This window comes from Huaxiibacter chinensis, assembly GCF_022171985.1.
GTDB classification, from domain to species: Bacteria; Pseudomonadota; Gammaproteobacteria; order Enterobacterales; family Enterobacteriaceae; genus Enterobacter; species Enterobacter chinensis_A.
Genome location: NZ_JAJVHF010000004.1, coordinates 327,836 through 349,453, shown reverse-complemented (window position 1 = coordinate 349,453; position 21,618 = coordinate 327,836). Strand labels below are relative to the sequence as shown.

The 21,618-nt window shown below is 54.9% G+C and carries 20 protein-coding genes; 4 read left to right on the top strand and 16 right to left on the bottom strand.

The window, feature by feature from the left end:
- Positions 1-99: 99 nt before the first annotated feature.
- The 11 genes from LZP96_RS13395 to LZP96_RS13345 form a co-directional block, all read right to left on the bottom strand.
- Positions 100-1,371 carry a TolC family outer membrane protein gene (locus tag LZP96_RS13395; protein WP_232462983.1) on the bottom strand — a complete coding sequence of 424 codons (1,272 nt, stop codon included), beginning with the start codon at positions 1,369-1,371 and terminating at the stop codon, positions 100-102.
- A 730-nt stretch (positions 1,372-2,101) separates the two neighbouring features.
- Entirely contained in the window at positions 2,102-2,731 is a 630-nt protein-coding gene (locus LZP96_RS13390) for an NrsF family protein (RefSeq protein ID WP_064327393.1), read from the bottom strand.
- Positions 2,718-3,275: a sigma-70 family RNA polymerase sigma factor gene (locus tag LZP96_RS13385; protein WP_064327394.1), complete on the bottom strand. Its 558-nt coding sequence runs from the start codon at positions 3,273-3,275 to the stop codon at positions 2,718-2,720. The genes LZP96_RS13390 and LZP96_RS13385 overlap by 14 nt, the downstream gene beginning before the upstream one ends.
- A 20-nt stretch (positions 3,276-3,295) precedes the next feature.
- Positions 3,296-4,531 carry a protein-disulfide reductase DsbD family protein gene (locus LZP96_RS13380; RefSeq protein WP_258926061.1) on the bottom strand — a complete coding sequence of 412 codons (1,236 nt, stop codon included), beginning with the start codon at positions 4,529-4,531 and terminating at the stop codon, positions 3,296-3,298.
- Positions 4,532-4,551: 20 nt separating this feature from the next.
- Positions 4,552-5,103, bottom strand: a complete 552-nt coding sequence (locus LZP96_RS13375) for a peroxiredoxin (RefSeq protein ID WP_258926060.1) — start codon at positions 5,101-5,103, stop codon at positions 4,552-4,554.
- Between the two features lie 136 nt (positions 5,104-5,239).
- On the bottom strand, positions 5,240-7,102 hold the full coding sequence (gene gss / locus LZP96_RS13370) for a bifunctional glutathionylspermidine amidase/synthase (protein WP_258926059.1): 1,863 nt from the start codon (positions 7,100-7,102) through the stop codon (positions 5,240-5,242).
- A gap of 123 nt (positions 7,103-7,225) precedes the next feature.
- Entirely contained in the window at positions 7,226-8,203 is a 978-nt protein-coding gene (locus LZP96_RS13365; RefSeq protein WP_258926058.1) for an ABC transporter ATP-binding protein, read from the bottom strand.
- Positions 8,200-9,177 carry an ABC transporter ATP-binding protein gene (locus LZP96_RS13360; protein WP_258926057.1) on the bottom strand — a complete coding sequence of 326 codons (978 nt, stop codon included), beginning with the start codon at positions 9,175-9,177 and terminating at the stop codon, positions 8,200-8,202. Before LZP96_RS13360 ends, LZP96_RS13365 begins: the two co-directional genes overlap by 4 nt.
- The gene (locus LZP96_RS13355; protein WP_064327399.1) at positions 9,170-10,015 is read right to left on the bottom strand and encodes an ABC transporter permease; all 846 of its coding nucleotides are present in this window, start codon (positions 10,013-10,015) and stop codon (positions 9,170-9,172) included. The genes LZP96_RS13360 and LZP96_RS13355 overlap by 8 nt, the downstream gene beginning before the upstream one ends.
- Positions 10,016-10,021: 6 nt before the next feature.
- A complete protein-coding gene (locus LZP96_RS13350) occupies positions 10,022-10,975 on the bottom strand; it encodes an ABC transporter permease (RefSeq protein ID WP_082904948.1) in 954 nt (317 codons plus the stop codon).
- A gap of 55 nt (positions 10,976-11,030) precedes the next feature.
- Positions 11,031-12,620 carry an ABC transporter substrate-binding protein gene (locus LZP96_RS13345; protein ID WP_064327400.1) on the bottom strand — a complete coding sequence of 530 codons (1,590 nt, stop codon included), beginning with the start codon at positions 12,618-12,620 and terminating at the stop codon, positions 11,031-11,033.
- A gap of 246 nt (positions 12,621-12,866) precedes the next feature.
- Between LZP96_RS13345 and yghU the strand changes: the two genes are divergently transcribed.
- Positions 12,867-13,736 (top strand): glutathione-dependent disulfide-bond oxidoreductase, encoded by an 870-nt coding sequence (yghU, locus tag LZP96_RS13340; RefSeq protein WP_064327401.1) that lies wholly within the window; start codon positions 12,867-12,869, stop codon positions 13,734-13,736.
- A gap of 342 nt (positions 13,737-14,078) precedes the next feature.
- Here the strand turns inward: yghU and LZP96_RS13335 are convergent, their stop codons facing one another.
- Positions 14,079-14,774 carry a molybdate ABC transporter substrate-binding protein gene (locus LZP96_RS13335; protein ID WP_064327402.1) on the bottom strand — a complete coding sequence of 232 codons (696 nt, stop codon included), beginning with the start codon at positions 14,772-14,774 and terminating at the stop codon, positions 14,079-14,081.
- The gene (locus tag LZP96_RS13330; protein ID WP_064327403.1) at positions 14,774-15,826 is read right to left on the bottom strand and encodes an ABC transporter substrate-binding protein; all 1,053 of its coding nucleotides are present in this window, start codon (positions 15,824-15,826) and stop codon (positions 14,774-14,776) included. The genes LZP96_RS13335 and LZP96_RS13330 overlap by 1 nt, the downstream gene beginning before the upstream one ends.
- Positions 15,827-16,110: 284 nt before the next feature.
- Between LZP96_RS13330 and fucR the strand changes: the two genes are divergently transcribed.
- Positions 16,111-16,827: an L-fucose operon activator gene (gene fucR / locus LZP96_RS13325; RefSeq protein ID WP_064327404.1), complete on the top strand. Its 717-nt coding sequence runs from the start codon at positions 16,111-16,113 to the stop codon at positions 16,825-16,827.
- A 42-nt stretch (positions 16,828-16,869) separates the two neighbouring features.
- On the opposite strand, the gene LZP96_RS13320 is transcribed toward fucR, so the two are convergent.
- Entirely contained in the window at positions 16,870-18,417 is a 1,548-nt protein-coding gene (locus tag LZP96_RS13320; protein WP_064327405.1) for a methyl-accepting chemotaxis protein, read from the bottom strand.
- A gap of 116 nt (positions 18,418-18,533) precedes the next feature.
- A complete protein-coding gene (gene yghX / locus LZP96_RS13315) occupies positions 18,534-19,421 on the bottom strand; it encodes a YghX family hydrolase (RefSeq protein WP_064327406.1) in 888 nt (295 codons plus the stop codon).
- 83 nt (positions 19,422-19,504) lie between these two features.
- Between yghX and LZP96_RS13310 the strand changes: the two genes are divergently transcribed.
- The gene (locus LZP96_RS13310) at positions 19,505-20,545 is read left to right on the top strand and encodes an aldo/keto reductase (protein WP_064327407.1); all 1,041 of its coding nucleotides are present in this window, start codon (positions 19,505-19,507) and stop codon (positions 20,543-20,545) included.
- A 62-nt stretch (positions 20,546-20,607) separates the two neighbouring features.
- On the opposite strand, the gene LZP96_RS13305 is transcribed toward LZP96_RS13310, so the two are convergent.
- On the bottom strand, positions 20,608-21,111 hold the full coding sequence (locus LZP96_RS13305) for an ESA_00282 family adhesion-associated protein (RefSeq protein ID WP_064327408.1): 504 nt from the start codon (positions 21,109-21,111) through the stop codon (positions 20,608-20,610).
- Positions 21,112-21,213: 102 nt separating this feature from the next.
- Here LZP96_RS13305 and LZP96_RS13300 point away from each other — a divergent pair, with 102 nt between their 5' ends.
- Entirely contained in the window at positions 21,214-21,618 is a 405-nt protein-coding gene (locus tag LZP96_RS13300) for a hypothetical protein (protein WP_064327409.1), read from the top strand.

Below are 21,618 nucleotides of genomic sequence, written 5' to 3'. Positions count from 1 at the left end.
ACGAATTCCTGTGAGTATTTCCACCCAAGGGATGCAACAACCCCTGGGAAAAAACCCCCATTTTTTTAGACTTATTTTCGCGACAGGCGCCGCGCGCATTTAACTCAGATCAGGCAATTTTGCAGCGGCATTTTTTTCAATACCAATGAGCGGCATTAAATTATCGATAGCGGAGGCGTAATTAATTGCGGCACTCCAGCTATCATATTCCGCCGTTATTTTTGACGATGTGGCTTGCCAGACATCCTGTTCAACGCTAAGCAAATCATTAATGCTTCTTTTGCTTAACGTGTATTCGTTTTTGTAGACGTCCCGCGTGCGCAGCGCAGTGATAAGCTGGAGCCTGCCGGCCTCCATTCGACCACGCGCGCCGGCCCAGTCTGCCTGTGCAACAGAGGCTTTTTGCAGAACATCAAAGCGCGCCTGCTCCACTTGCGAAGAGGCCATGGCTCTGGTTCCTTCAGCCTGGCGTACGCGAGCGGAAACCGCCCCACCCTGATAAAGCGGGGCATCAACGTTCAGCTGAATTTGATCGTCCCAGTATGAACGGTTATCCGACTCATAGCGCGTGCGCCCGCCTTTCAGGCTCAACGTCGGCCAGTGCTGGGACTTTGCCCGCTCAACGCCATATTGTGCCGAGGTTTCCATTGTCCTTGCCGCCAGCACGGCTGGAATCAGCGAATAATCGATGCTGTCCAGCGATTCCTGTTTTACCTCAAGGCTGTTCGGCAGCGGAGAAAGCCGCTGTGCATCAATGCCCGTCAAAACGGATAATCTAGCCCGTGCACTTTGCAGAGCCGCGTTATATTGCTCAAGCGTTGCCTGCATACCCGCAATGCGGGTCTGCGTTTGTAGTTCATCAGAGGTACTGCTTAGCCCGGCATCCGAGCGTAATTTCGCCAGCTGCTGAACATTTTTAAGCGCCTGAACATTCTCTTTCGCCGCGTTCGCCAGGTCTGAATAGCGCTTGACGTCGACATAGCTCAGTGCGGTTTTTTCCGCGACAGTCGACAGCGTACTCATCAACTGATAACGATAGCTATCGCGCTGGGCCGAGGTCTGGCTAATGGCGCTGTCGGTTTTGCCAAAATCATAAACAAGCTGCGTCAGGCTTAATCCCCACGCCGCAGAATTTTTGAGTGAGCCGCTGGAGTCCGTCGTCTGGCTGTGTCCGGTATTTCCATTGAGCGATATTTGTGGCATCCATCCACTGCGAGCCTCATCTATTTGGGCTTGTCCGATCCCCATCTGCGCGGCCTGCTGACTAATAGATGGATCGCGATCAAAAGCAAAGAGAATGCTTTCCCGTAAAGATGTTTCAGGTACAGGGGCTGCACCCGCTGGACTATTAAATGCCCAGGCCATCGTCATTGATGACGTTAATATAGCCAGCGCTGAAATTATTCCCCAAAAATCTTTTTTTGGCATGAGCGATCTCCCACGTCTATTTCACCCCCTAAGGATGTGCTTTACCGCCCTTCCGATTTATTCACCCTAAAGTGGTACGGAAAGCCTCTTTGTCTAAAAAATAATTCACATCAAGAATTTTTTTATTGCTGCCAGAAAAATAGTGACCACAGGCAAAATCAAGTCCGTTCAGGATTATTCCTTTTAGGATTTTGCCTATTCATTAATCCTATTCGTCCTGGAGCATAACAAAATGTCTTAAGTGGAACTATACCCACAATGTTAATGGTGTGTTAATAACAAGAGAAAAAATGAGGTTTCTGGACAAATGGCTAAAAGAAGCATTTTAAACTCAACTAATAATCATATTGTAATTTAAAGAAATATTTATTTTAGTGGCCTGTACATATTTGAGTTAATTTCAGAAGGGATCAAACACAAAGATTTTCAAATAATCGTCAGTTTTGTTCGTGCTGAGCTATATATTCCGCAGAAAAACGATTATGAGCGTTTTATGCAGTACAGATGACTACCCAAACTCACATTGCGATATTTAAAACCAATATATTTAAATTTTACGGAGTCTAATTTCGTATGTGAAAAATTAAACAGAACAATAACATTGAATTCAACTCTTATTCAGATTATTCCTTCTTAAGAGAGTCCAGTAGCGACGCGGCCCCGCTGAGGGGGTTTACCGGATAACCACCCAACGCCATCCCAGCAGGACGGTCAGGCTGACAATGCTGATGAAGGCCGCGAAATGGAGCAGAAAGTCCAGATAGTGGGTCTCGACGGGATGGCAAAATGCCAGCAGCGTGAGGGCCATGCAGGCCACTCCAGCCCCGGCCGAGGCCAGCGCCCGTAAGGGGTTGATCGCTCGCGTGCGGCGCAAATATCCCACGACAAGCAGCATCATAGGCAGACTGACGGTCATCATAAAAGCGTAACAGTTGACCTCCTCCGGATGAGCAGAGCGTACATGGGTTTGCCCCATGCTCAATATCACGCCCGCCAGCCAGAGCAGGAATAGCGGAAGAAACCACCATCCGCTCAACGGCTTGCGACCGGCAATACTGAACGAAAAGGCGTTACGGATGGCTAACACGCCCATTATAAACGTCAGGCTCAGCTGCATCGCGGCAAGCCATGATTCCGAATGGGACCAGTCGGTGGACAGGCGATACACCAGCAAACTGCTCGCCCATCCGCAGGGCAACGCCATCAGGAGCCAGACCAGCACGCGCTTTCCGCCGGTTAAAGGCCGGCTGACCGGCCCCGCTTCGCGCGTGAGTTTTTCAATGAAAACGTTATGATCGGTCATGGTTTGCCCCTATCCGGCGAAGGTTGGTGAGTGCTCTGTGTAGTAAGGATTTAACGGCTGAAATACTCAGGTTGTGTTGCAGGGCAGCCTCTGCGAGGCTCATCTCCTGCAAATGAATATGCTCCACAATTTGGCGCTGCCGCGACGGTAGCTGCGCGAGTATCAACGCCAGCTCATCCGCCGTCTCCTGGCGTTCCTCACCGTCAAAGAGGGCAGCGTCGGTTGCCTGTTCCTCCTCCGACTCGCGTGCAAGGTAACGCCCCCTGCGGCGTAAGGCATCTATGGTGCGGGCCTGGGTAATCGCCATTAGCCAGGGGAGAAAAGGATAAGCAGGATCGTAGGTATGCCGCACCCGGTGGACCGACAGCAGCACGTCCTGAATAACATCGTCCACCAGCGCGTTGTCCCCTATCCGCTTGCGCACGATCGCGCGGATAACGGGCACGATGGCCTGCAACAGCTGCGTATAGGCTTCACGATTGCCCGCCTGCGCACTGACCATCAGCGCAGGCCAGCTTTCACGCGGCGCTCTGCCGTTATCCATATACCGCCAGTGTTATCATCTTATGTTTTTTTACCGGAAGCCTGATTCAGGGCGTTAATCACAATCGACGGAGTCAGAACCTGAGGCAGCACTTTTGGCGCGCTGCCGTCGGCGGGATAGACCACATACAGCGGCAATCCGCCCTGCCCAAAGGTGCTCATTGCATCGTCGATGTCTGCATTAAATTTAGTTGAATCCGCCACCATATAGACGGTATTTGTGCGGGTGAGCGCCTGTTTTACCGCATCCGTCGATAACGAAGTCCGATCGTTAACCTGGCAGGTGATGCACCACGAGGCGGTGAAGTTCACAAAGATCGCTTTGCCGTGACCGCGCAGTTCATTAACGGTGTGAGGTGACCATTTGACCGGCGCGACCGCTGTGGCAGTTTGCGGCGCTGCGGTCGGCTCCGCCCCCGCCTGCAATACATTGGGCAGCGGTACGACGGCCCCTAAAAAGAGCGCCACCGTTATCGTCAGCAGAACCTTAAAGGAGCGTCCCATCAGCCGTCTGCGTTGCGCAATGCCGTACAGCCAGGCCGTAAAGCTGACCACCACGGCGCTGGCCAGAATCGCCGCCAGTGCCGTGGTGCCCGCCTGCTGCGCCAGGACCCACACCAGCCAGGCGAAGGCGCCCAGCATCGGAAACGCCAGTCCCCGCTTGAGAATATCCATCCATGCGCCCGGTCTTGGCAGGCGCGAAGCAATAGCCGGGAAGAAGGAAACCAGCGTAAAAGGCGCAGCAAAACCCAATGCCAGGGCCAGGAAAATCCCCAGCGCAACGGCAGGCGGCTGGACCAGCGCAAAGCCGATTGCCCCGGCCATAAAGGGGGCAGAACAAGGCGTCGCCACGACGATGGCCAGCGCGCCGGTTAACGCAGAACGCACAAAGACGCCCCGGCCCACGGAAATTTCCCCCGCCCGCTGAAGCGATAACCCCACCTCAAACACGCCAAGCAGGTTCAGTGCCGCGCCCAGCACAATGAGCGCCAGAATCCCTATCACCAGCGGTGACTGAAGCTGAAAGCCCCAGCCCACGGCGGTGCCCTCGGCGCGCAACGCCAGCAGGAGGCCCGCCAGCGCCAGCATGGTCACCACCACGCCGAGTAAAAACCCGCTGCCTTCCGTACGGGCACGATTGCTGTCGCCCTGATGATGTAAAAGCCCAAGCGCTTTAAGCGAAATAACCGGAAAAACACAGGGCATAAAATTAAGGATAATGCCGCCCAAAAAGGCGGCCAGAATGGCAGTTAACATGGCGAACCCCGGCAGCGATATTACGAATGCGAATCCGCGTATTTTTTGACAGCATCCATGGTTTTCTGAATATGCTCGTCGGGATTACGATCCGTATAGCTAAGCAGAATTTTTCCATCCGGGGCAATCACAAACGACGTCCGATCCGAAACGGTTTTTCCGTTCATCTCCATCAGGGTTTTATATTCCGCAGCCACCTTCGCGCCCGGGTCGGCGGCAACGGCGAATTTATCGCGGCACTCCAGTTTTGAAAATTCATCCACCTGATCGACATTTCCTGCGGTGACGCCCACGACGGTTGCCCCGTGTTTTTTGAACTCATCCGTGGCTTCGGCAAAGGCGTGAGCCTCAAGCGTACAGCCTTTGGTGAAGGCGGCCGGGAAAAAGTAGAGCACCACCGGCCCTTTTTGCAGCGCCTGCTTCAGGGAGAAGGTCAGCGGCTTCCCGCCCAGCGCGCCCTGCAGGCTGAAGTCTGGGGCTTTAGCCCCCGCTTCCAGGGCGGCGTGCGCACTCAGCGTAAAGAGAGAAAGCGTCAGAACGGCGACAGCGGACAAGGTTTTCAAACGTTTCATGGTTGGCTCCATCAGGGAAAAGTGTGCTGTTTTAATGATAGTTCGCACGCTAAGGCCTTAAAGTTTCGCTCGCCCATAAAAAAACCTCCGCCAGGTTTCCCCGCCGGAGGTTAACGGTTTTCATTGCGCCTGTGGGCTAGCGATCTTTCTCCACGATCAGCGGTTCAATGTCGCTCTCTTTCTTGATCACTAACGAGTCATCTCCGCGCAGGCAGGTTCCGCCGTAGTTACCGCCAACGGTAAAGGTGCAGACCTGAATATATTTCCCGTCCACTTTTGGCAAGCACCACAGCTGCTGGTAAATATTCTTCCTGTCGACAAAGTTGCCGCTGGATTTATCCAGCAGTTCTTCTGCAGGGCTGATCAAATCGATATTGCTGCCACAGCGCCCGGCGATAGGTTTCACCGCATACCCGGTTTGTGCCAGCGCGTCGTTAACCTCGAAGTCCGTCTCCAGCAAGTAGCGATGATGCGGGAAGAGCTGCCAGAGCACGGGCAGGATCGCCTTGTTGCCCGGAATGACGGTCCATAACGGTTCAAAGACCAGCACTTCCGGACGCAGCAAGACGTCAATCAGACGCACCTCGTTTTGCGGATGACCGGTGCGGATTGGCACGGCGGCATATTCGGTTTCGCTCACCTCGCGGATCTGTTCAATGGCCGTTTCCCACGCCCAGGTTTTCCAGACGCAGTTCACGTGGCGGCCCTCTTCATCCACCAGCTGTCCCGCCGTATCCCAGCTTAAAGCGCCAAGCCCATGCAGGATTTTGGTCTCAAAACCGGCCTGCATCAGCGAACGTTGAATAAAGAGCGCGTGGTAATCCTCTTCAATGTCGTTATCCTGCATGATGTGTACAAAAGGCCGCGCATGGCTGTGTTTCCAGGCACCGGTCAGCTCTTCCAGCAGCCCTTCCGCCGGATTATGCCCCGTACCGCGGTAGCCATTTTTCACCCACTCCTCAAGGATCAGCCCGCCTTCGGTATGACACGAGGCCGAATCGGCGTTGTATTCATACACCTTCAGCCCGCGCTCATCCATGCAAAAATCCATACGACCGGTGATCATATGGTGGCGACGCCACTGCCATGAAAGCCGCAGACGCGGCCAGAGGATTTTTGGAATGTCGAAAAGCGACAGCAGGGTATCGTCTTTCAGCACCTTATCGGTGGCATGAAGATACATCAAATGCAGTTCATTGGTGGCTTTGATCAGCTCCTGCTCGGCGCTTTCCGTGATGGTGAAATACTGGCAGGGATCTTTGTTGATCACGTGGCCGTTCGCCTCGACGTAGGCTTTTTGCAGCGCATCGTTTTCATTCAACCACTTGCCGTCGAACTGACGTTTGTTCGGCAACCGCGCGCCACGAATGTTCAGCAGTTCGCCGTCGATATCGGGCTGTGGCAGGCTGTGTTCCGCGTTGTCCGTCTGGATCATCCAGCCAAGAATGGTGGTATCAGTAAAGGTGTCGTGCAGGGTGTAGCAGCCGTCCTCCACGCTTAAGCGCAGCTCTCGCGTCCACTGCTGGCCAAACGGCAGCGGGGAATGCAGCACGTTCTGTTCGGCAATCCGCACCTTATCGCCCAGTAACTGCGTAATAACCGCGACATGGCCCGTTTCGTTAAACTCCCCGCCCTTTTGCCAGATCAGCAGCGCACCGGCTTCTGGCGCACGCTTTGAGCCGTTCGCAAAGGCCTGTAAGGGCAGAAGATTGTCGTTAACCACTTCGCGCAGGAAGCGCAGCGAGAAGATCTCCCACGCCATGCCGACATCCGTGAAGACAAAGCCGTAGTTGAGGAACAGAAAGCGACGGGCGAACTCGACGCATTGCCACTTGTGCCCCATGTATTCATTGCCAATATAGCTACGAAACTCGGCGTCTTCGGGGTAGTGACGCGGATCCAGACTGTCGTAGTTTGACGAGTAAATTGCCACGCCTCCCGGCGCATAACCTAATAACGTCCCAAACGGAGCGTCACTGCTTAACTTTCCTTTACGCATGTTCTCAACCTAAAACAGGCAGGCGGCAATGGTTAGAAGGGTTGTCGTCGTCTGCACGTTGTTATTAACCTGACAGAGGTGAATCAATCATACACCTCTGCCTGAGTGAGTAAACGCGCGGGCTTAGGTCCTGAAGAGCCAACAGGCGGTGAAATGGCCGGGGGCGATCTCCTGCATGGTCGGCTCTTGCGTCTGACATACCGGCATTGCATGCGGGCAACGGCTGCAAAAATGGCACCCGGGCAGCGCCGCCGTTGGGCTGGGGATCTCTCCGCGTAAGGTCGCCTGCTCCAGATTTCGAATGCGCGGATCGGGCTGCGGCACCGCCGCCAGTAGCGCACGGGTATAGGGGTGCGCCGGATGCTGGTACAGCGCGTCGGCGGGTGCCACCTCCACCAGCTTGCCAAGATACATCACCCCGATTCGGCTGGAGATGTGGCGCACCATCGACAGATCGTGGGCGATAAAGAGATAGGTCAGCCCCAGCTCTTCCTGCAGGTCCTGAAGAATATTCACCACCTGCGCCTGCACGGACACATCCAGCGCCGACAGCGGCTCATCACACAGAACAAACTCCGGGCGCACCGACAGGGCGCGGGCAATGCTGATCCGCTGACGCTGGCCGCCGCTGAACTCATGCGGAAAACGCTGCAGATGCTCCCGCTTCAGCCCGACTTTTTCGAGCAGAAATTCCGTGCGCGTCTGCTGTTCTTCACGACGATAGCCGTGGATCTGCATGGGTTCAGCGATGAGTTGCTGCACCGTCATCCCGGGGTTAAGCGATGAGTACGGGTCCTGGAATATCGCCTGCATGCGCTTGCGCAGGGGTTTGAGTTGCCTCTCGCTGGCCTGGGCTATCTCCTGCCCGGCAAAGTGAATTTCGCCAGAGGTGATATCAAACAGGCGCAGAATGGCGCGGCCCAGCGTGGATTTCCCGCAGCCAGACTCCCCCACCAGACCAAAGGTTTCACCACGGTGGATATCAAAACTCACCCCATCCACCGCCTTCACCGCCACGCCTTTGCGCAGCAGCCCTCCGTTGAGATGATAATGTTTGCGCAGTTCTCGTACGCTCACTAACGGCGCGTGTTGCTCGCTCATGCCTGAATCTCCTTCTCCTGCCACAGCCAGCAGGCGGCGCGATGTTCTTCACCGATACGGTAAAAAGACGGTTGGTGTTCGCACTGCGGCATCCGTTTTGGGCAGCGTTCGGCAAAGGGACACCCCGGGGGCGGGTTAAGCAGGCCGGGTGGCGATCCTTCAATGGGTGACAGACGATGGCTGGCATGTCCCGGACGCGGCAAAGATGCCAGCAGCCCCTGGGTATAAGGATGCGCGGCACGGTAAAAAATATCCTCCACGCTGCCCTCCTCCATGACCAGCCCGCCGTACATGACCACCACACGGCTACAGACCTGCGCCACTACGCCAAGATCGTGCGTCACCAGCAAAATAGCCGTCCTGGTTTGCTGTTGCAGGCTTTTCAGCAATCGCAGGATCTGTGCCTGGATGGTGACATCCAGCGCGGTCGTGGGCTCGTCGGCGATCAGCAATTTAGGGTGACAGGAGAGCGCAATGGCAATCATGACCCGCTGGCGCATTCCGCCGCTGAACTCGTGCGGATACTGGTCGTAACGACGTTCCGCTTCGGCAATTCCCACCTGCTCCAGCATGGCAAGGGCGGCCGCCTTAGCGGCTTTCTTTGACAGCTTTTTATTGCGTATCAGGATCTCAGCCATCTGCCTGCCGATGGTCAGCACAGGATTAAGCGCGGTCATCGGATCCTGAAAAATCATGGCGATCTCATTTCCGCGAATGGCGCGCATCTGCTCGGGCGTTTTCTGCGCCAGATCCTCATTCTGAAAATGGATACTGCCCCCTGCGATCCGCCCGTTGCTGCCCAGCAGCTGGATGATCGACTTACAGGTCACGCTTTTTCCGCAGCCGGATTCTCCGACGATGCCAACAAGCTCACCAGGCTGCACCTGAAAGCTCACGCCACGCACCGCGTGGACATCACCATCCCGGGTACGGAAGGTGGTGTGCAGATTATCGAGGGCTAATAAGTTACTCATCGCGGTTCGCTCCCGGCTCAAAGGCGGTGCGGAACACGTCGCCCAGCACGTTAAAACTGAAGACCGTCAGCAGGATCAAAATGCCGGGGAACATCGCCAGCCACGAGGCTTCGCCAATGTACGACTGGGCATTATTCAGCATACTCCCCCAGGAGGCAGCGGGTGCCTGCACGCCTAAGCCTAAGAAACTTAACGTCGATTCCATCAGGATCGCCGAGGCGATATTCAGGGTAGCCGCCACGATCACCGTCGGCATGACGCCGGGAAGAATGTGCCGCAAAATAATACGCAGCGGATGCTCACCCGATGCGCGAGCATAGAGAACATATTCGCGCTCTTTCACCGTCAGGGTTTCGGCTCGCACCAGGCGCGACATGCTCATCCACGTCAGAAGGCTGATGATCAGAATGATATTATCTACGCCCGGTTTGAGGTAGGCGTTTACCACCAGCAGCAGAAAAAACGCCGGGATCGCCATCAGAATATCCACGGCGCGCATCATCAGATTATCGAGCCAGCCGCCAAAATAGCCGCTGACCGTCCCTACCACGGTGCCAATCAGCGTGGAAAAGAGCATCGCAAGAAAGCCCACCATCAGGGAGATTTGCCCGCCATAAAGCGCGCGCGTGAAGTAATCCCGTCCATATTCATCGGTGCCAAACCAGTGGGCCGCGTCAGGCGGCAGCGTACGTGCTCCCAACGACATCCGATCCGGATCGTAGGGGCTCAGCCCCGCACAGAGCGCGGCAGCGATAAAAATAAACAAAACCAGAAGGGAAAACTGCGCCGGACGATTGCGGCGCAGCTGGTGACGAACGTGTTGCCAGCGTCTGCTCATCCGGGGTTACCTCAGTGTACGAATGCGGGGATCGGCGAAGCGATACAACAGATCGGCAATCAGGTTGCCGACGATCAGCATCATCGACGACAGCATAATGATCGCCATGATCAGCGGGTAATCGAGCGAGGTGATCGACTGGATCCCCAGAAGCCCCATACCCGGCCACGAGAAGACGCTTTCCGTCACATAAGCCCCCACGATCAGTTCGCCAAACGACAGGCCAAAGAGCGTAATCACCGGCAGCAGCACATTTTTCAACACGTGATGGAACAGAATGCCGGAACGCGTGGCGCCGTAGGCCAGCTGGGTCTGGACATAGTCTGCCGACAGTTGCGAGATGGTGTTGGAACGAATGTAGCGCACGTAGCTGGAGAGGTTATAAAAGGTCAATGCGATGCAGGGCAATACGCCGTGGCGCACCACGTCCAGCCAGTTATCGTCCATGCCGATGGTGCGCATTCCCATGCTGGGAAACCAGTTGAGCTGCACGGCAAAGACGGTGATAAGCAGAATGCCGAACCAGAATATCGGCACGGAAATACCAATATAGGCAAAAAGGTTCAGCACATGATCCAGCCAGCGGTGTTTGAACGCACCGGCCAGCAAACCGAGGGGAATGGCGAAAATCATCGCCATCAGCAGTGACGCGCCCATCAGGCCAAGCGTGGCGGGGATACGTTCACCGATCATCTCCAGCACCGGACGGTGGTAGATCAGGGAATAACCCAGATCGCCCCGTAAGACATTTTTTAACCACAGCACATACTGCGTGACGACCGGTTTATCCAGCCCCATGCTCTGGCGGATCCGTTCGATATCCTCCGGCGCCATTCGCGGGGTGATGTACGCCGCCACCGGGTCGCCCGGCGCAAGCTTAACCAGCAGAAATGCCACCAGGGAAATAAAGAAAAGCATCGGCAGCAGTTGCAGCAGCCGACGCGTTAATAAAGTGTTCACGACATGTCCTTACCCGCCAGACCGAAAAGGCCCCGATCAAGATCGGGGCAACCGCTTATTTTTGATAGATTTTTGACAGATCCTGGAACATATACACCGGCTTCGGTTCAGCCTCCTGCGTGCCGCCAAACCGTTTATCGACGGCGACGGTCGCATTGGTATAAGAGATGGGGTAATAGGTCATGTCATTGGCGACGGTTTGCTGAATCTGTTTGTAGATTTCAGCGCGCTTCGCGGTATCGGTTTCTACTGCGCCTTTATCCCACAGCGCGTCGAACTGCGGATTTTTATAATGCGCGTAGTTGTAGGCTTCGTTGCTCATAAAGAGCGATTTATAGCCGTCAGGCTCGGCGCCCATGATGTAACCGCCCAGATTCAGCTCCCACGCCGTGTTATTCATATCCAGGCTTCGCTGAGACATGGCGTTGGAATCCAGCGGCATCAGCTCCACGTTCACGCCAATCCCCTTCAGCGACTGCTGAATATAGAGCGCCATGCTCTCCTGAGTTTTATTGGTGTTTACATAGGCCAGACGCAGTTTCAGATTCTGCGGTGCGCCGGACGCCTTCAGCAGCGCCTTCGCTTTCTCCTGATCGAATTTATACTGCTCCACGTCATCGGTCTGGTACAGGGTATCCGGCGTCAGGAATGAGGTGGCGGGTTTGGCGTAATCCAGCGAGGTGAACGCCGTTTGCGTCAGCTCATCTTTATTAATGGCGTAAGCGATAGCCTGACGCAGTTCTTTGCTCTTCATGACCGGGACGTTCTGATTAAAGGTCATGTAGGCCAGACGCCCTTCCGGATAGACCACGAAATCAAATTTACCGGTATTTTTTAGTCGGCTGACGTCCTGCGGATCGACCATCTTGAGGTTAATCTCGCCGTTTTGCAGCGCAAGGTTGGCGGAATTGCTGTCTTTGGCGAAGCGGTAGGTGACGGAATCCAGCTTCGCCTTGCCGTTCCAGTAATCATCAAAACGGGTCAGGGCATAATATTGTCCGGCGCGATACTCCTTAAACCTGAACGGACCGGACCCTACCGGCGCATCGTTTTTGGTGCTTTTTTCCAGATCGGTTTCGCTGGCGAACACGTGTTGCGGGATCGGGTAGATCTGTACCAGCGTGCCGGTAAAGGCGGCGCTTACCTGCGGTAAGGTGAATTTCACGGTGCGATCGTCAACCTTGCTCACCTCAACCGGTTTCCCGCCATAGGTGAACATGCTGCGAAAGAAGCTGTGCTGTTTGGCATCGAGCAGTTTAGTAAAAGTGAAGACGACATCATCGGCGGTCAGCGGTTGGCCATCCTGCCATTTCAGATTGGGTTTTAAGGTCAGCGTATAGCTTAAATTATCGGCGGAAGGCGTCAGGCTTTCGGCAAGGCCCCATTCGATTTTTCCGTCGTTAAAGCTGTAGAGCGGCGCATAGAGCGCCTGCATAATGGTTAAGGTGGTGCGGTCGCTGGCATACAGCGGATTTACCGCCAGCGGATCGCCGGAGGTAATACCAATAATCAGCGATCCTCCCTCTTTTGCTGCCTCGCTTTTCGCGGCTGGCGCAGCGGTGGTCTCTTTATTTTTGGCATCATCACACCCTGCCGCACTTAATGCCATCGACACCAGAACAGCAGATAATAGTTGCTTGCGCATATCTCACTAACTCCTTGCCTGAAAAGTGTTTAATACTGTTAAATTATTTTTATTCAGAAGCATCATATGCAGCTTTGCGTTATTTCGCATTAACAATGAAAATGCGATTTTCGATTAAGCTTATAACCGAATTGATATATATAAGCGCCAGAAGGAATAGCGCCAGTTTATAGCGCTCAGTTCGTTAAACCGTTCACGAATCTCCTGCTACACTGCCTCAATACATCACGCAAAAGGCAGACCAACATGTCCGACAACACGTATCAGCCACCAAAAGTATGGCAATGGGAACAAAACAGTAACGGCGGCGCATTCGCGAATATCAATCGTCCGGTATCCGGTGCGACCCACGAAAAAGCGTTGCCTGTGGGGACGCATCCGCTCCAGCTCTATTCTCTGGGGACGCCAAACGGCCAGAAAGTAACCATCATGCTGGAAGAGCTGCTGGCGCTTGGCGTGACCGGCGCGGAGTACGACGCGTGGCTGATTCGCATTGGCGAAGGCGATCAGTTCTCCAGCGGCTTCGTAGACGTTAACCCAAACTCGAAAATTCCGGCGCTGCGTGACCATTCCACTACGCCGCCAACGCGCGTGTTTGAATCCGGTAATATCCTGCTGTACCTGGCAGAGAAATTTGGTCATTTCCTGCCGAAGGACCCGGCTGGGCGCACGGAAACCCTGAACTGGTTATTCTGGCTGCAAGGCTCCGCGCCGTTCCTTGGGGGCGGTTTTGGTCACTTTTATAACTATGCGCCGGTGAAGATCCAGTACGCGATTGACCGTTTCACCATGGAGGCAAAACGCCTCCTCGACGTACTGGATAAGCAACTGGCCCGTGGCCGTTATATCGCAGGTGAAGAATATACCATTGCGGATATGGCGATCTGGCCGTGGTTTGGCAGCGTGGTGTTGGGCAACGTCTATAACGCTGCTGAATTCCTGGATGCGGAAAAATACACCCACGTGCAGCGTTGGGCGAAAGATGTGGGCAACCGCCCTGCCGTGAAGCGTGGCCGTATGGTCAACCGGACCTTTGGTGAGCCGAGCGAGCAGCTGCATGAACGTCATGCGGCCAGCGACTTCGATACCCAGACCGAGGATAAACGTCAGGGGTAATGGGTGCGGCCTGTTGCCCTCACCCCGGCCCTCTCCCACAGGGAGAGGGTGAAAACAAAGCTCCTCTCCCACTGGGAGAGGGAGAAAAAAAACTCCTCTCCCTCAGGGAGAGGAAGAACGTGCGGCCTGTTGCCCTCACCCCCAGCCCTCTCCCACGGGGAGAGGGAGAACGTGCGGCCTGATGCCCTCACCCCGACCCTCTCCCACAGGGAGAGGGTGAAAACAAAAGCTCCTCTCCCACAGGGAGAGGAAGAACGTGCGGCCTGTTGCCCTCACCCCAGCCCTCTCCCACGGGGAGAGGGAGAAAACAAAAACGCCTCTCCCACAGGGAGGGAGAAGCCCTCATTCACGGGGAGAGGGTAAAAATCCTGCCTGTTGCACTATCTTCTGAGCCTCCACCGACAGCAAAAAATCCGCCAGCGGCTGTGCCTGTGGCGTGATGACCGCACAGGCATAGTTCGCCAGCGGGTTATAGGGTGGCGGGATAGTGATTACCTTCAGCCCCTCCATCTGGCGAAGCGTTTCACCGTAGCTCGCATAGCCGATGAAGACCTCCGCTTTACCGCTATGAAGTATCCACTCCGCCGCCAGTCTGCCGGGAGGAATGGGCGCTGAATCACATCCTCCAACCAGCGCCTGTGCTCGTCGCCTCACGCTTTCGCCCGCCGCCCCCATGCGGGTGAATAGCTCCTGCGCGTAATCACCCGACGGATCGGCGCCGGGCGTGGACGTGGCAATGCGTAATGTTTCCCGCGTCAGCAGCGAAAACCAGTCATCGCCTTTACGCCATACTTCGCGGCGCACGGTCAGGCAGAGTTGATTGCTGGCGAAGGGAAAAACGGCCAGCGCGCGCCCCGCGGCTAGCAGCGCCCGGGGATGGGCCAGATTAGCAGACGCAAACAGATCGCAAAACTCGCCCGCTTCGATACGTTCCCTCAGCAGGCCGGCAGGGCCGAACTCTGCCTCTACCGGTTCAGGGAAGTGCGCCATAAGCGATGTCCAGACCGTACGCAGACTGCCTGCCGCCAGGACCTTCATCAGTCGATCCCTTCATAATGCGTGCGATAAAACCGCTGGTACCAGTCGTCAGCCGCTTTGCGCATATCCACATCCTGGAATTTTTCAGGATAGAGTTTTTTCGCCATCCACAGCTCACCTATGCCCATCGCCTCCGGCATGGGATAGCCCCAGGCTTTGGCATAATCCGGCATCAGATAGACGCGATGATGTTTCACCGCATCAATAGTCTGCCACTGCGGTGAGCGCTGGATTTCGTTGACCACGGAGGGGTAGCGATCCTGCACAAATATCACCTGGGGGTTCCAGGCAATGATCTGCTCCATCGCCACGGTTTTAAAGCCCTGAAGGGTCGATGCAGCCACGTTTACCGCGCCCGCGTGCGCCATCATCAAGCCGGTGTATTTTCCCGAGCCGTAGGTTGTCAGCGCCGGATTCGCCATATACGCCCGAACACGTTTTTCTGCCGCGACATCCTTCAGACGATCGCGCACCCTTTTACGCCCCCGATCGGTGGCCTCAATCAGCGCCCGCGCCTCGGGCTGCTTATTAACGATCTCACCGATAAGCGTGATGCCCTCGCGCAGCCCCAGGTCATAGGCCTTTTCTTCATCGGCCATGGTAGGGTTCATTTTGGCCTTCTCCCCTGCGGCATCATGACGCAGAGAGATCGCCACGACGGGGATCCCAAGGCTGCTGATCTTGTCGATCATCTCCTGCGGCGCGTAGTTGGTGACAAAAACCACCTGCGGATGCAGGGCCACCAGTTTTTCAGCGTCCACGTGCGTCAGATCCCCGAGCGCCGCCTTGTGGTTAAGCTCCGGGGCGAGGCGGGCATAGCCGTCTCCGAGCTGTTGTTTCCAGTTTGCCATTACGCCGACAATTTTATCGGTGGCGTTCATCTGCACCAGCAGGTTTAACGTCTGATGTTGAAGCACCACAACACGGTCGACGGTATCGGGAAGGGTCACCGTGCGGCCAATCTGGTCGGTTATCTGCCGCGATGCCTCGGACGATAACGGGAGTAAAATCAGCGCGCTAAATGCCACTGCCTGCCAAAAGCGTTGTTTCATGTTGTCCTCACTTTTTCGTTATGCAAATGATTATATAACGATAAGCGCACGGCGTCCCGATATGCTTTATTCAGAGAGAGGCATTCCCTGCCAGGCAACCCCGCCGGTAACCTGTTCTTTTTTCACTCTCATATTTACAAGTCCCCCTAAACTGGCAAGAATCATCCTTATTTCCTTAAGAAACTTCGCATGACAAAACAGGCGTTCAGGCAGCACATTCTCACTCTGAAAGTTCATTACGCCTGTTATATTCCGGGCGCACGTTTACGCACCGGGAACGATGCATGAAGACGCAACGCCAGGCGCAGATTATCCAGTTGCTCAGTGACTGCGACTGGCTGACAACCGACGCGCTCGCCGGAAAACTTGCCGTCAGTAAAGAGACGATCCGACGCGATCTGAACGTCCTGCAACACCAGGGCAAAATTGTCCGCCACCATGGTCGGGCGAGAGTGATCCATCCCGACAGCCGCGACGGCGGCGAGCCCTTTGGCGCGCGGCTGAAAAGCCATTATGCCGATAAAGCGGATATTGCCCGCCACGCGCTGGACTGGGTGAGTGAAGGGATGACGCTGGCGCTGGACGCCAGCTCGACCTGCTTTCACCTGGCGCGCCAGCTCCCCGATATCCCCTTAACCGTCTTCACCAACAGCTTGCCTATCTGTCACGAGATGGCGAAACGCGAAAACATTACGCTTATCTGCTCTGGCGGCACGCTTGAGCGGAAATATCGCTGTTACGTCAATCCTGCGCTGATGTCCTTGCTGAAAGGGCTGGAGATCGATCTGTTTATCTTCTCCTGCGAGGGCGTTGATGAGGCGGGCAACATGTGGGATCCGACGGACTACCATGCCCGCTTTAAGGCGCAGTTGCTCAGCCGGGCCAGTCAGTCGCTTTTGCTGATTGATAAAAGTAAGTTTCAGCGCTCAAGCGAGGTGAAAATTGGCGATCTGTCGCAGGTGACGCAGCTGATTTCGGACGCTCAGCCCTCAAAGCGATAGACCGCCGAAAAAACAGGCCGCATGAGGCGGCCTTTGAAGGGATTACGCAGAGAGGCGGAATTTTTGCACCGAACGTTGCAGCTCTTCGGTTTGCCGTTCCAGTGCCGAAGCGGCAGCGGAAACTTGTTCAACCAGCGAGGCGTTTTGCTGGGTCACCCCATCCATCTGGGTAATCGCAATGCCCACCTGTGAAATCCCTTTGCTTTGTTCTTCCGATGCCGAGGCGATCTGCTTCATGATGGTGGTCACTTCCGTCACGTCACGCAGAATGGCTTCCATGGTGTTGCCGGTATCATTCACCAGCTGCGCCCCTTGTTCCACGCGGGAAACCGAGTCCGCAATCAGCCCTTCAATCTCTTTCGCCGCGTTGGCGCTGCGGCTTGCCAGATTACGCACTTCACCGGCCACCACGGCAAACCCGCGCCCTTGCTCACCCGCGCGGGCGGCTTCGACGGCGGCGTTGAGCGCCAGAATATTGGTCTGGAAGGCAATACTGTTGATGACGTTGGTGATCTCCGCAATTTTCTTAGAGCTGTCGGAAATACCCGTCATCGTTGCGACAACGTCATCTACCAGCGATCCCCCCCGGCTGGCGGTCGTCGAGGCAACGTCGGCCAGCTGGCTCGCCTGACGTGCGCTTTCGGCATTCAGCCTTACCGTGGCGGTTAATTGCTCCATGCTGGCAGCGGTCTCTTCCAGCGCCGCGGCCTGCTCTTCCGTACGGGAGGAGAGGTCATTGTTGCCGCTGGAGATTTCCGTCGCGCCGCGCCAGATGTTTTCGCTACCGGAACGAATAGTGCTGACCGCTTCACGCAGGCTGTCCTGCATAGCGATGAGCAACGGCACCAGTTGACCCACGCAGTTGCGTCCAAAGGGGATAATTGGCTGGCTCAAATCGCCCTGCGCAATCTGGCGGAAATGTTCGCGCATGCGATCCAGAGGTTTCACCAGCATCGCCACCAGATAACGGTCGGTGAAGATGAGGATCATTAAACCAATGAGCGTGGCGGCAATGATCACCGTGCGGGTCATGCTGGTCAGGCCATCCACCAGCACGCGGGTTCTGTCGAGCGTCTTATCGGCAGTCATGTTGAAAGCATCCGCTGCGGCGCCAAACGCACGGCTGAGCGGCGGCGTCACCGTGTTAGCCTGCTGACGGTAGCCGTCGAGCTGGCCTTGCTGCGCCTGCTGCATTTGCGGCGTGATCCCCTGATCGAGCAGAGCCTGCCAGCTTGAGATGACCTGTGCCGAGACCTGCTCGTCCATCGGACCCGGCGAAATGGCTTTCATCTCACCCAGCTTCTTTGCCATGTTGTCCAGGGCTTGCTGTGCCGGAGCGAAATCGGGCGTGCCGCCCGCCGCTTTGGCTTCCATGGCGCGACTCAGACGGGTGACAAAACGAAAATATTGGTCATTTCCCTGACTCAGGACCGTCATCTGTTTCACCAGCTGGCGATCGACCTCGTTACCTTCAGAGACCCGGGAGAGTGACCAGGTGCTGTACAATCCCACCCCAGCCCACATTAAACAAAAGAGTCCCAGTATTGCCAGCATGACAAACCGGATCGTGAAATTGCGAAGCATCTGCATAGAGTTTTCCTTGCCGTGAGGGAGATATCGCCCAGAGGCGAGACTTACCCTCGGTTATCGGCAGAAAAACGAGAAGATATAACCTTTTATGATTATCGTTAACACGCGATCCGGCGTTATGTCAGGTACTTTTCAAACCAGCTTAACGTACGCTGCCAGGCCAGCTCAGCGGCAGGTTTATCATATCTTGGGGTAGAATCGTTGTGAAATCCGTGGTTTACCCCTGGATAGACGTAAGCTTCGTAGACCTTATTATTCAATTTAAGCGCTGCTTCATAGGTAGGCCAGCCCTCATTAATATTTTTATCCCGTTCGGCATAATGCAGGAGCAAAGGGGCTTTAATGTTCACCACATCAGCGGCAGCGGGCTGACGGCCGTAAAACGGCACGGCACAATCCAGCTCAGGATAAGCGACCGCCGCCGCATTCGAGACGCCTCCGCCGTAGCAAAAACCGGTGATACCGACTTTCCCGGTGGCGTCAGGATGGCGCTGCATAAATTCGACTGCGGCAAAGAAGTCGTTCATCAACGCTGTCGGATCGACTTTTTGCTGCAGCACTTTGCCCTCTTCATCGTTGCCGGGATATCCCCCCACAGAACTTAAGCCATCCGGCGCTAACGCGATATACCCCGCTTTCGCCACTCGCCGCGCCACATCTTCGATGTAGGGGTTAAGCCCTCGATTTTCATGCACAACCACCACCGCAGGCACCTTGCCCGTCGCCTTTGCCGGTTTCACCAGATAACCGCGGACGTCACCATGCCCGTTGGGCGAGGGGTAGTGAATGTATTCAGGCAGGATATCGGGATCGGTAAATTTTACCTGTTCTGCGAGGGCATAGTTGGGCTTGAGCAGATCAAACAACGCCAGCGCGGTCATTCCCCCCACCGCATAGCGCGCTGCGAGGTTAAGAAACTCGCGTTTACTGATTTTACCGTGGGCGTAATAGTCGTAGTAATCCAGCAACTCTTGCGGAAAATCTTTTGCCGTCAGACGCGTCATCGCATATCTCCCGGAAATATGATTGTATAAGGATAGAATGAAAACGCTGTTTCGAAAATTCATCACCTAAGAAAGGAGAAAGAATGTCCTGGAACGCTTACCCTGGCCGCTATGAGAATATGCAGTACCGCTACTGCGGCAAAAGTGGGCTACGCCTGCCCGCGCTCTCCCTTGGTTTGTGGCACAGTTTTGGCCACGTGCAACCGCTCGAAAATCAACGCGCGCTCCTGCGCAAAGCGTTCGATCTGGGGATCACCCATTTCGATCTCGCCAATAACTATGGCCCGCCTGCGGGCAGCGCGGAAGAGAATTTCGGTCGCCTGTTACGCGAGGATTTTGCGGCATACCGTGACGAATTAATCATCTCGACCAAAGCGGGCTACGATATGTGGCCGGGCCCGTACGGCTCCGGCGGTTCGCGCAAATATCTGCTCGCCAGCCTCGATCAAAGCCTGAAACGCATGGGCGTTGACTACGTGGATATCTTCTATTCCCACCGCGTGGACGAAAATACCCCGATGGAAGAGACCGCCTCAGCGCTGGCGCACGCCGTGCAAAGCGGTAAAGCGTTATACGTTGGGATTTCATCCTACTCCCCTGAACGTACCCGGCAGATGACCGACCTGCTGCGTGAATGGAAAATCCCGTTACTTATCCATCAGCCTTCATACAACCTGCTTAACCGTTGGGTGGATAAGAGCGGCTTGCTTGACACGCTCTCCGCGAACGGCACAGGCTGCATTGCCTTTACGCCGCTGGCGCAGGGGCTGTTAACCGGAAAATACCTCAACGGGATCCCCGAGGATTCACGCATGCAGCGTGAGGGTAAGAAAGCACGCGGCCTGACCGAGAAGATGCTGACGGAGGCGAATATCAACAGTCTTCGTCTGCTGAACGACATGGCGCAAGCGCGCGGTCAAACAATGGCGCAGATGGCATTAAGCTGGCTGCTGAAAGATGACCGGGTCACTTCGGTGCTGATCGGCGCGAGCCGTGCGGAGCAACTAGAAGAGAACGTCCAGGCGCTAAATAATCTGCGTTTTACCGAAGACGAACTGAAGCGAATCGATCGACACGTCGCGGACGGAGAACTGAATTTGTGGCAGGCATCATCAGATAAGTAAGAAGCACACCCCTCTCCTGAGAGGGGTGACATCAGATTGCGGTCGGTAAAGAGGGTAAATCTTCAGACTTCAGACGGGTCGACAACCGGGCGGGCGTACTCAGGCCAGACAATCACCACAAGCTCAGGATAGGCATCCAGACTGAATTCGCGAAAACACTGGCGCAGGTTCAGCACATCCAAATCAGAATGAGAGACCTTTTCGCCGTTAAGACACCGCTTTTTGATATTGTCATAATATTTATAGACGGCAGAGTTCAGGTCGCTACAGCGGCGCTGAGCATCGAAAAGGCCCGGCGTGTCGTTTATTTCTGTCATCTTCATGCGCTTAATTGTCGCATGCAGAAAATCGATATATTCGTGATTCACGCGCCAATACCATACCGGCGTGATGGCATTCATCAACACCGAAAAATGGTCCTCACCCTCTTCTTTGGTCATAAGAACAGGCTCAGGCTGAGAGGCGTCATGCAGCGTCCCTTTCGTTTTATTGAACTCTCGCATCAATAAAAGAACGCCTGCTGTGAGTAATAGTAAGGTAATGACAGAATAAAAAATGCTGTTCATGGGTTGGCTCCATTTTTTTTGATTTTAAATTTGCCACATGTTATTGTCAACGAATCTCACGCCTTATCTATTCCTACCGTGTTGAAGTTAAAGGATATAAAAATGCTGCCCGAGAATCTCGTCCCGGCCAGGTACCACATTGCCTCTGTGGATCCAAAACCCGGGAGCGCAGAAAGCCACGCTAATTTCACTCAGGGAAAAAGAACGCTCGACGATTTCGAAGCCGACATATTAATAGGTGTTACCCGTAGCGGTAAGTCCCGAAATATGCTGCTGGAAGAGCACGACAGGCATATTAAGGACCGCTTATTTCGGGTTGTAAAAATTGAAGCCTTTGCCACGCTTTTAAACGATCTGCAGGCAGAAGGTGAAATAGATGCCCAGGCATTAAGTCAAATAATGGCTGAAAAAACCGAAGAAATAAACGAAGCGGGCAATAAAATTTGGCTTAATCTTATTACCCTGGAAACCAATAACCCACTCTTTTATAAACTAGAGGACGATTAA

Bases quoted from the DNA above. Each gene is read 5' to 3' on its own strand.
- LZP96_RS13395 (WP_232462983.1), bottom strand. From the start codon at position 1,371: ATGACGATGGCCTGGGCATTTAATAGTCCAGCGGGTGCAGCCCCTGTA.
- LZP96_RS13390 (WP_064327393.1), bottom strand. From the start codon at position 2,731: ATGACCGATCATAACGTTTTCATTGAAAAACTCACGCGCGAAGCGGGG.
- LZP96_RS13385 (WP_064327394.1), bottom strand. From the start codon at position 3,275: ATGGATAACGGCAGAGCGCCGCGTGAAAGCTGGCCTGCGCTGATGGTC.
- LZP96_RS13380 (WP_258926061.1), bottom strand. From the start codon at position 4,531: ATGTTAACTGCCATTCTGGCCGCCTTTTTGGGCGGCATTATCCTTAAT.
- LZP96_RS13375 (WP_258926060.1), bottom strand. From the start codon at position 5,103: ATGAAACGTTTGAAAACCTTGTCCGCTGTCGCCGTTCTGACGCTTTCT.
- gss (WP_258926059.1), bottom strand. From the start codon at position 7,102: ATGCGTAAAGGAAAGTTAAGCAGTGACGCTCCGTTTGGGACGTTATTA.
- LZP96_RS13365 (WP_258926058.1), bottom strand. From the start codon at position 8,203: ATGAGCGAGCAACACGCGCCGTTAGTGAGCGTACGAGAACTGCGCAAA.
- LZP96_RS13360 (WP_258926057.1), bottom strand. From the start codon at position 9,177: ATGAGTAACTTATTAGCCCTCGATAATCTGCACACCACCTTCCGTACC.
- LZP96_RS13355 (WP_064327399.1), bottom strand. From the start codon at position 10,015: ATGAGCAGACGCTGGCAACACGTTCGTCACCAGCTGCGCCGCAATCGT.
- LZP96_RS13345 (WP_064327400.1), bottom strand. From the start codon at position 12,620: ATGCGCAAGCAACTATTATCTGCTGTTCTGGTGTCGATGGCATTAAGT.
- yghU (WP_064327401.1), top strand. From the start codon at position 12,867: ATGTCCGACAACACGTATCAGCCACCAAAAGTATGGCAATGGGAACAA.
- LZP96_RS13335 (WP_064327402.1), bottom strand. From the start codon at position 14,774: ATGAAGGTCCTGGCGGCAGGCAGTCTGCGTACGGTCTGGACATCGCTT.
- LZP96_RS13330 (WP_064327403.1), bottom strand. From the start codon at position 15,826: ATGAAACAACGCTTTTGGCAGGCAGTGGCATTTAGCGCGCTGATTTTA.
- fucR (WP_064327404.1), top strand. From the start codon at position 16,111: ATGAAGACGCAACGCCAGGCGCAGATTATCCAGTTGCTCAGTGACTGC.
- LZP96_RS13320 (WP_064327405.1), bottom strand. From the start codon at position 18,417: ATGCAGATGCTTCGCAATTTCACGATCCGGTTTGTCATGCTGGCAATA.
- yghX (WP_064327406.1), bottom strand. From the start codon at position 19,421: ATGACGCGTCTGACGGCAAAAGATTTTCCGCAAGAGTTGCTGGATTAC.
- LZP96_RS13310 (WP_064327407.1), top strand. From the start codon at position 19,505: ATGTCCTGGAACGCTTACCCTGGCCGCTATGAGAATATGCAGTACCGC.
- LZP96_RS13305 (WP_064327408.1), bottom strand. From the start codon at position 21,111: ATGAACAGCATTTTTTATTCTGTCATTACCTTACTATTACTCACAGCA.
- LZP96_RS13300 (WP_064327409.1), top strand. From the start codon at position 21,214: ATGCTGCCCGAGAATCTCGTCCCGGCCAGGTACCACATTGCCTCTGTG.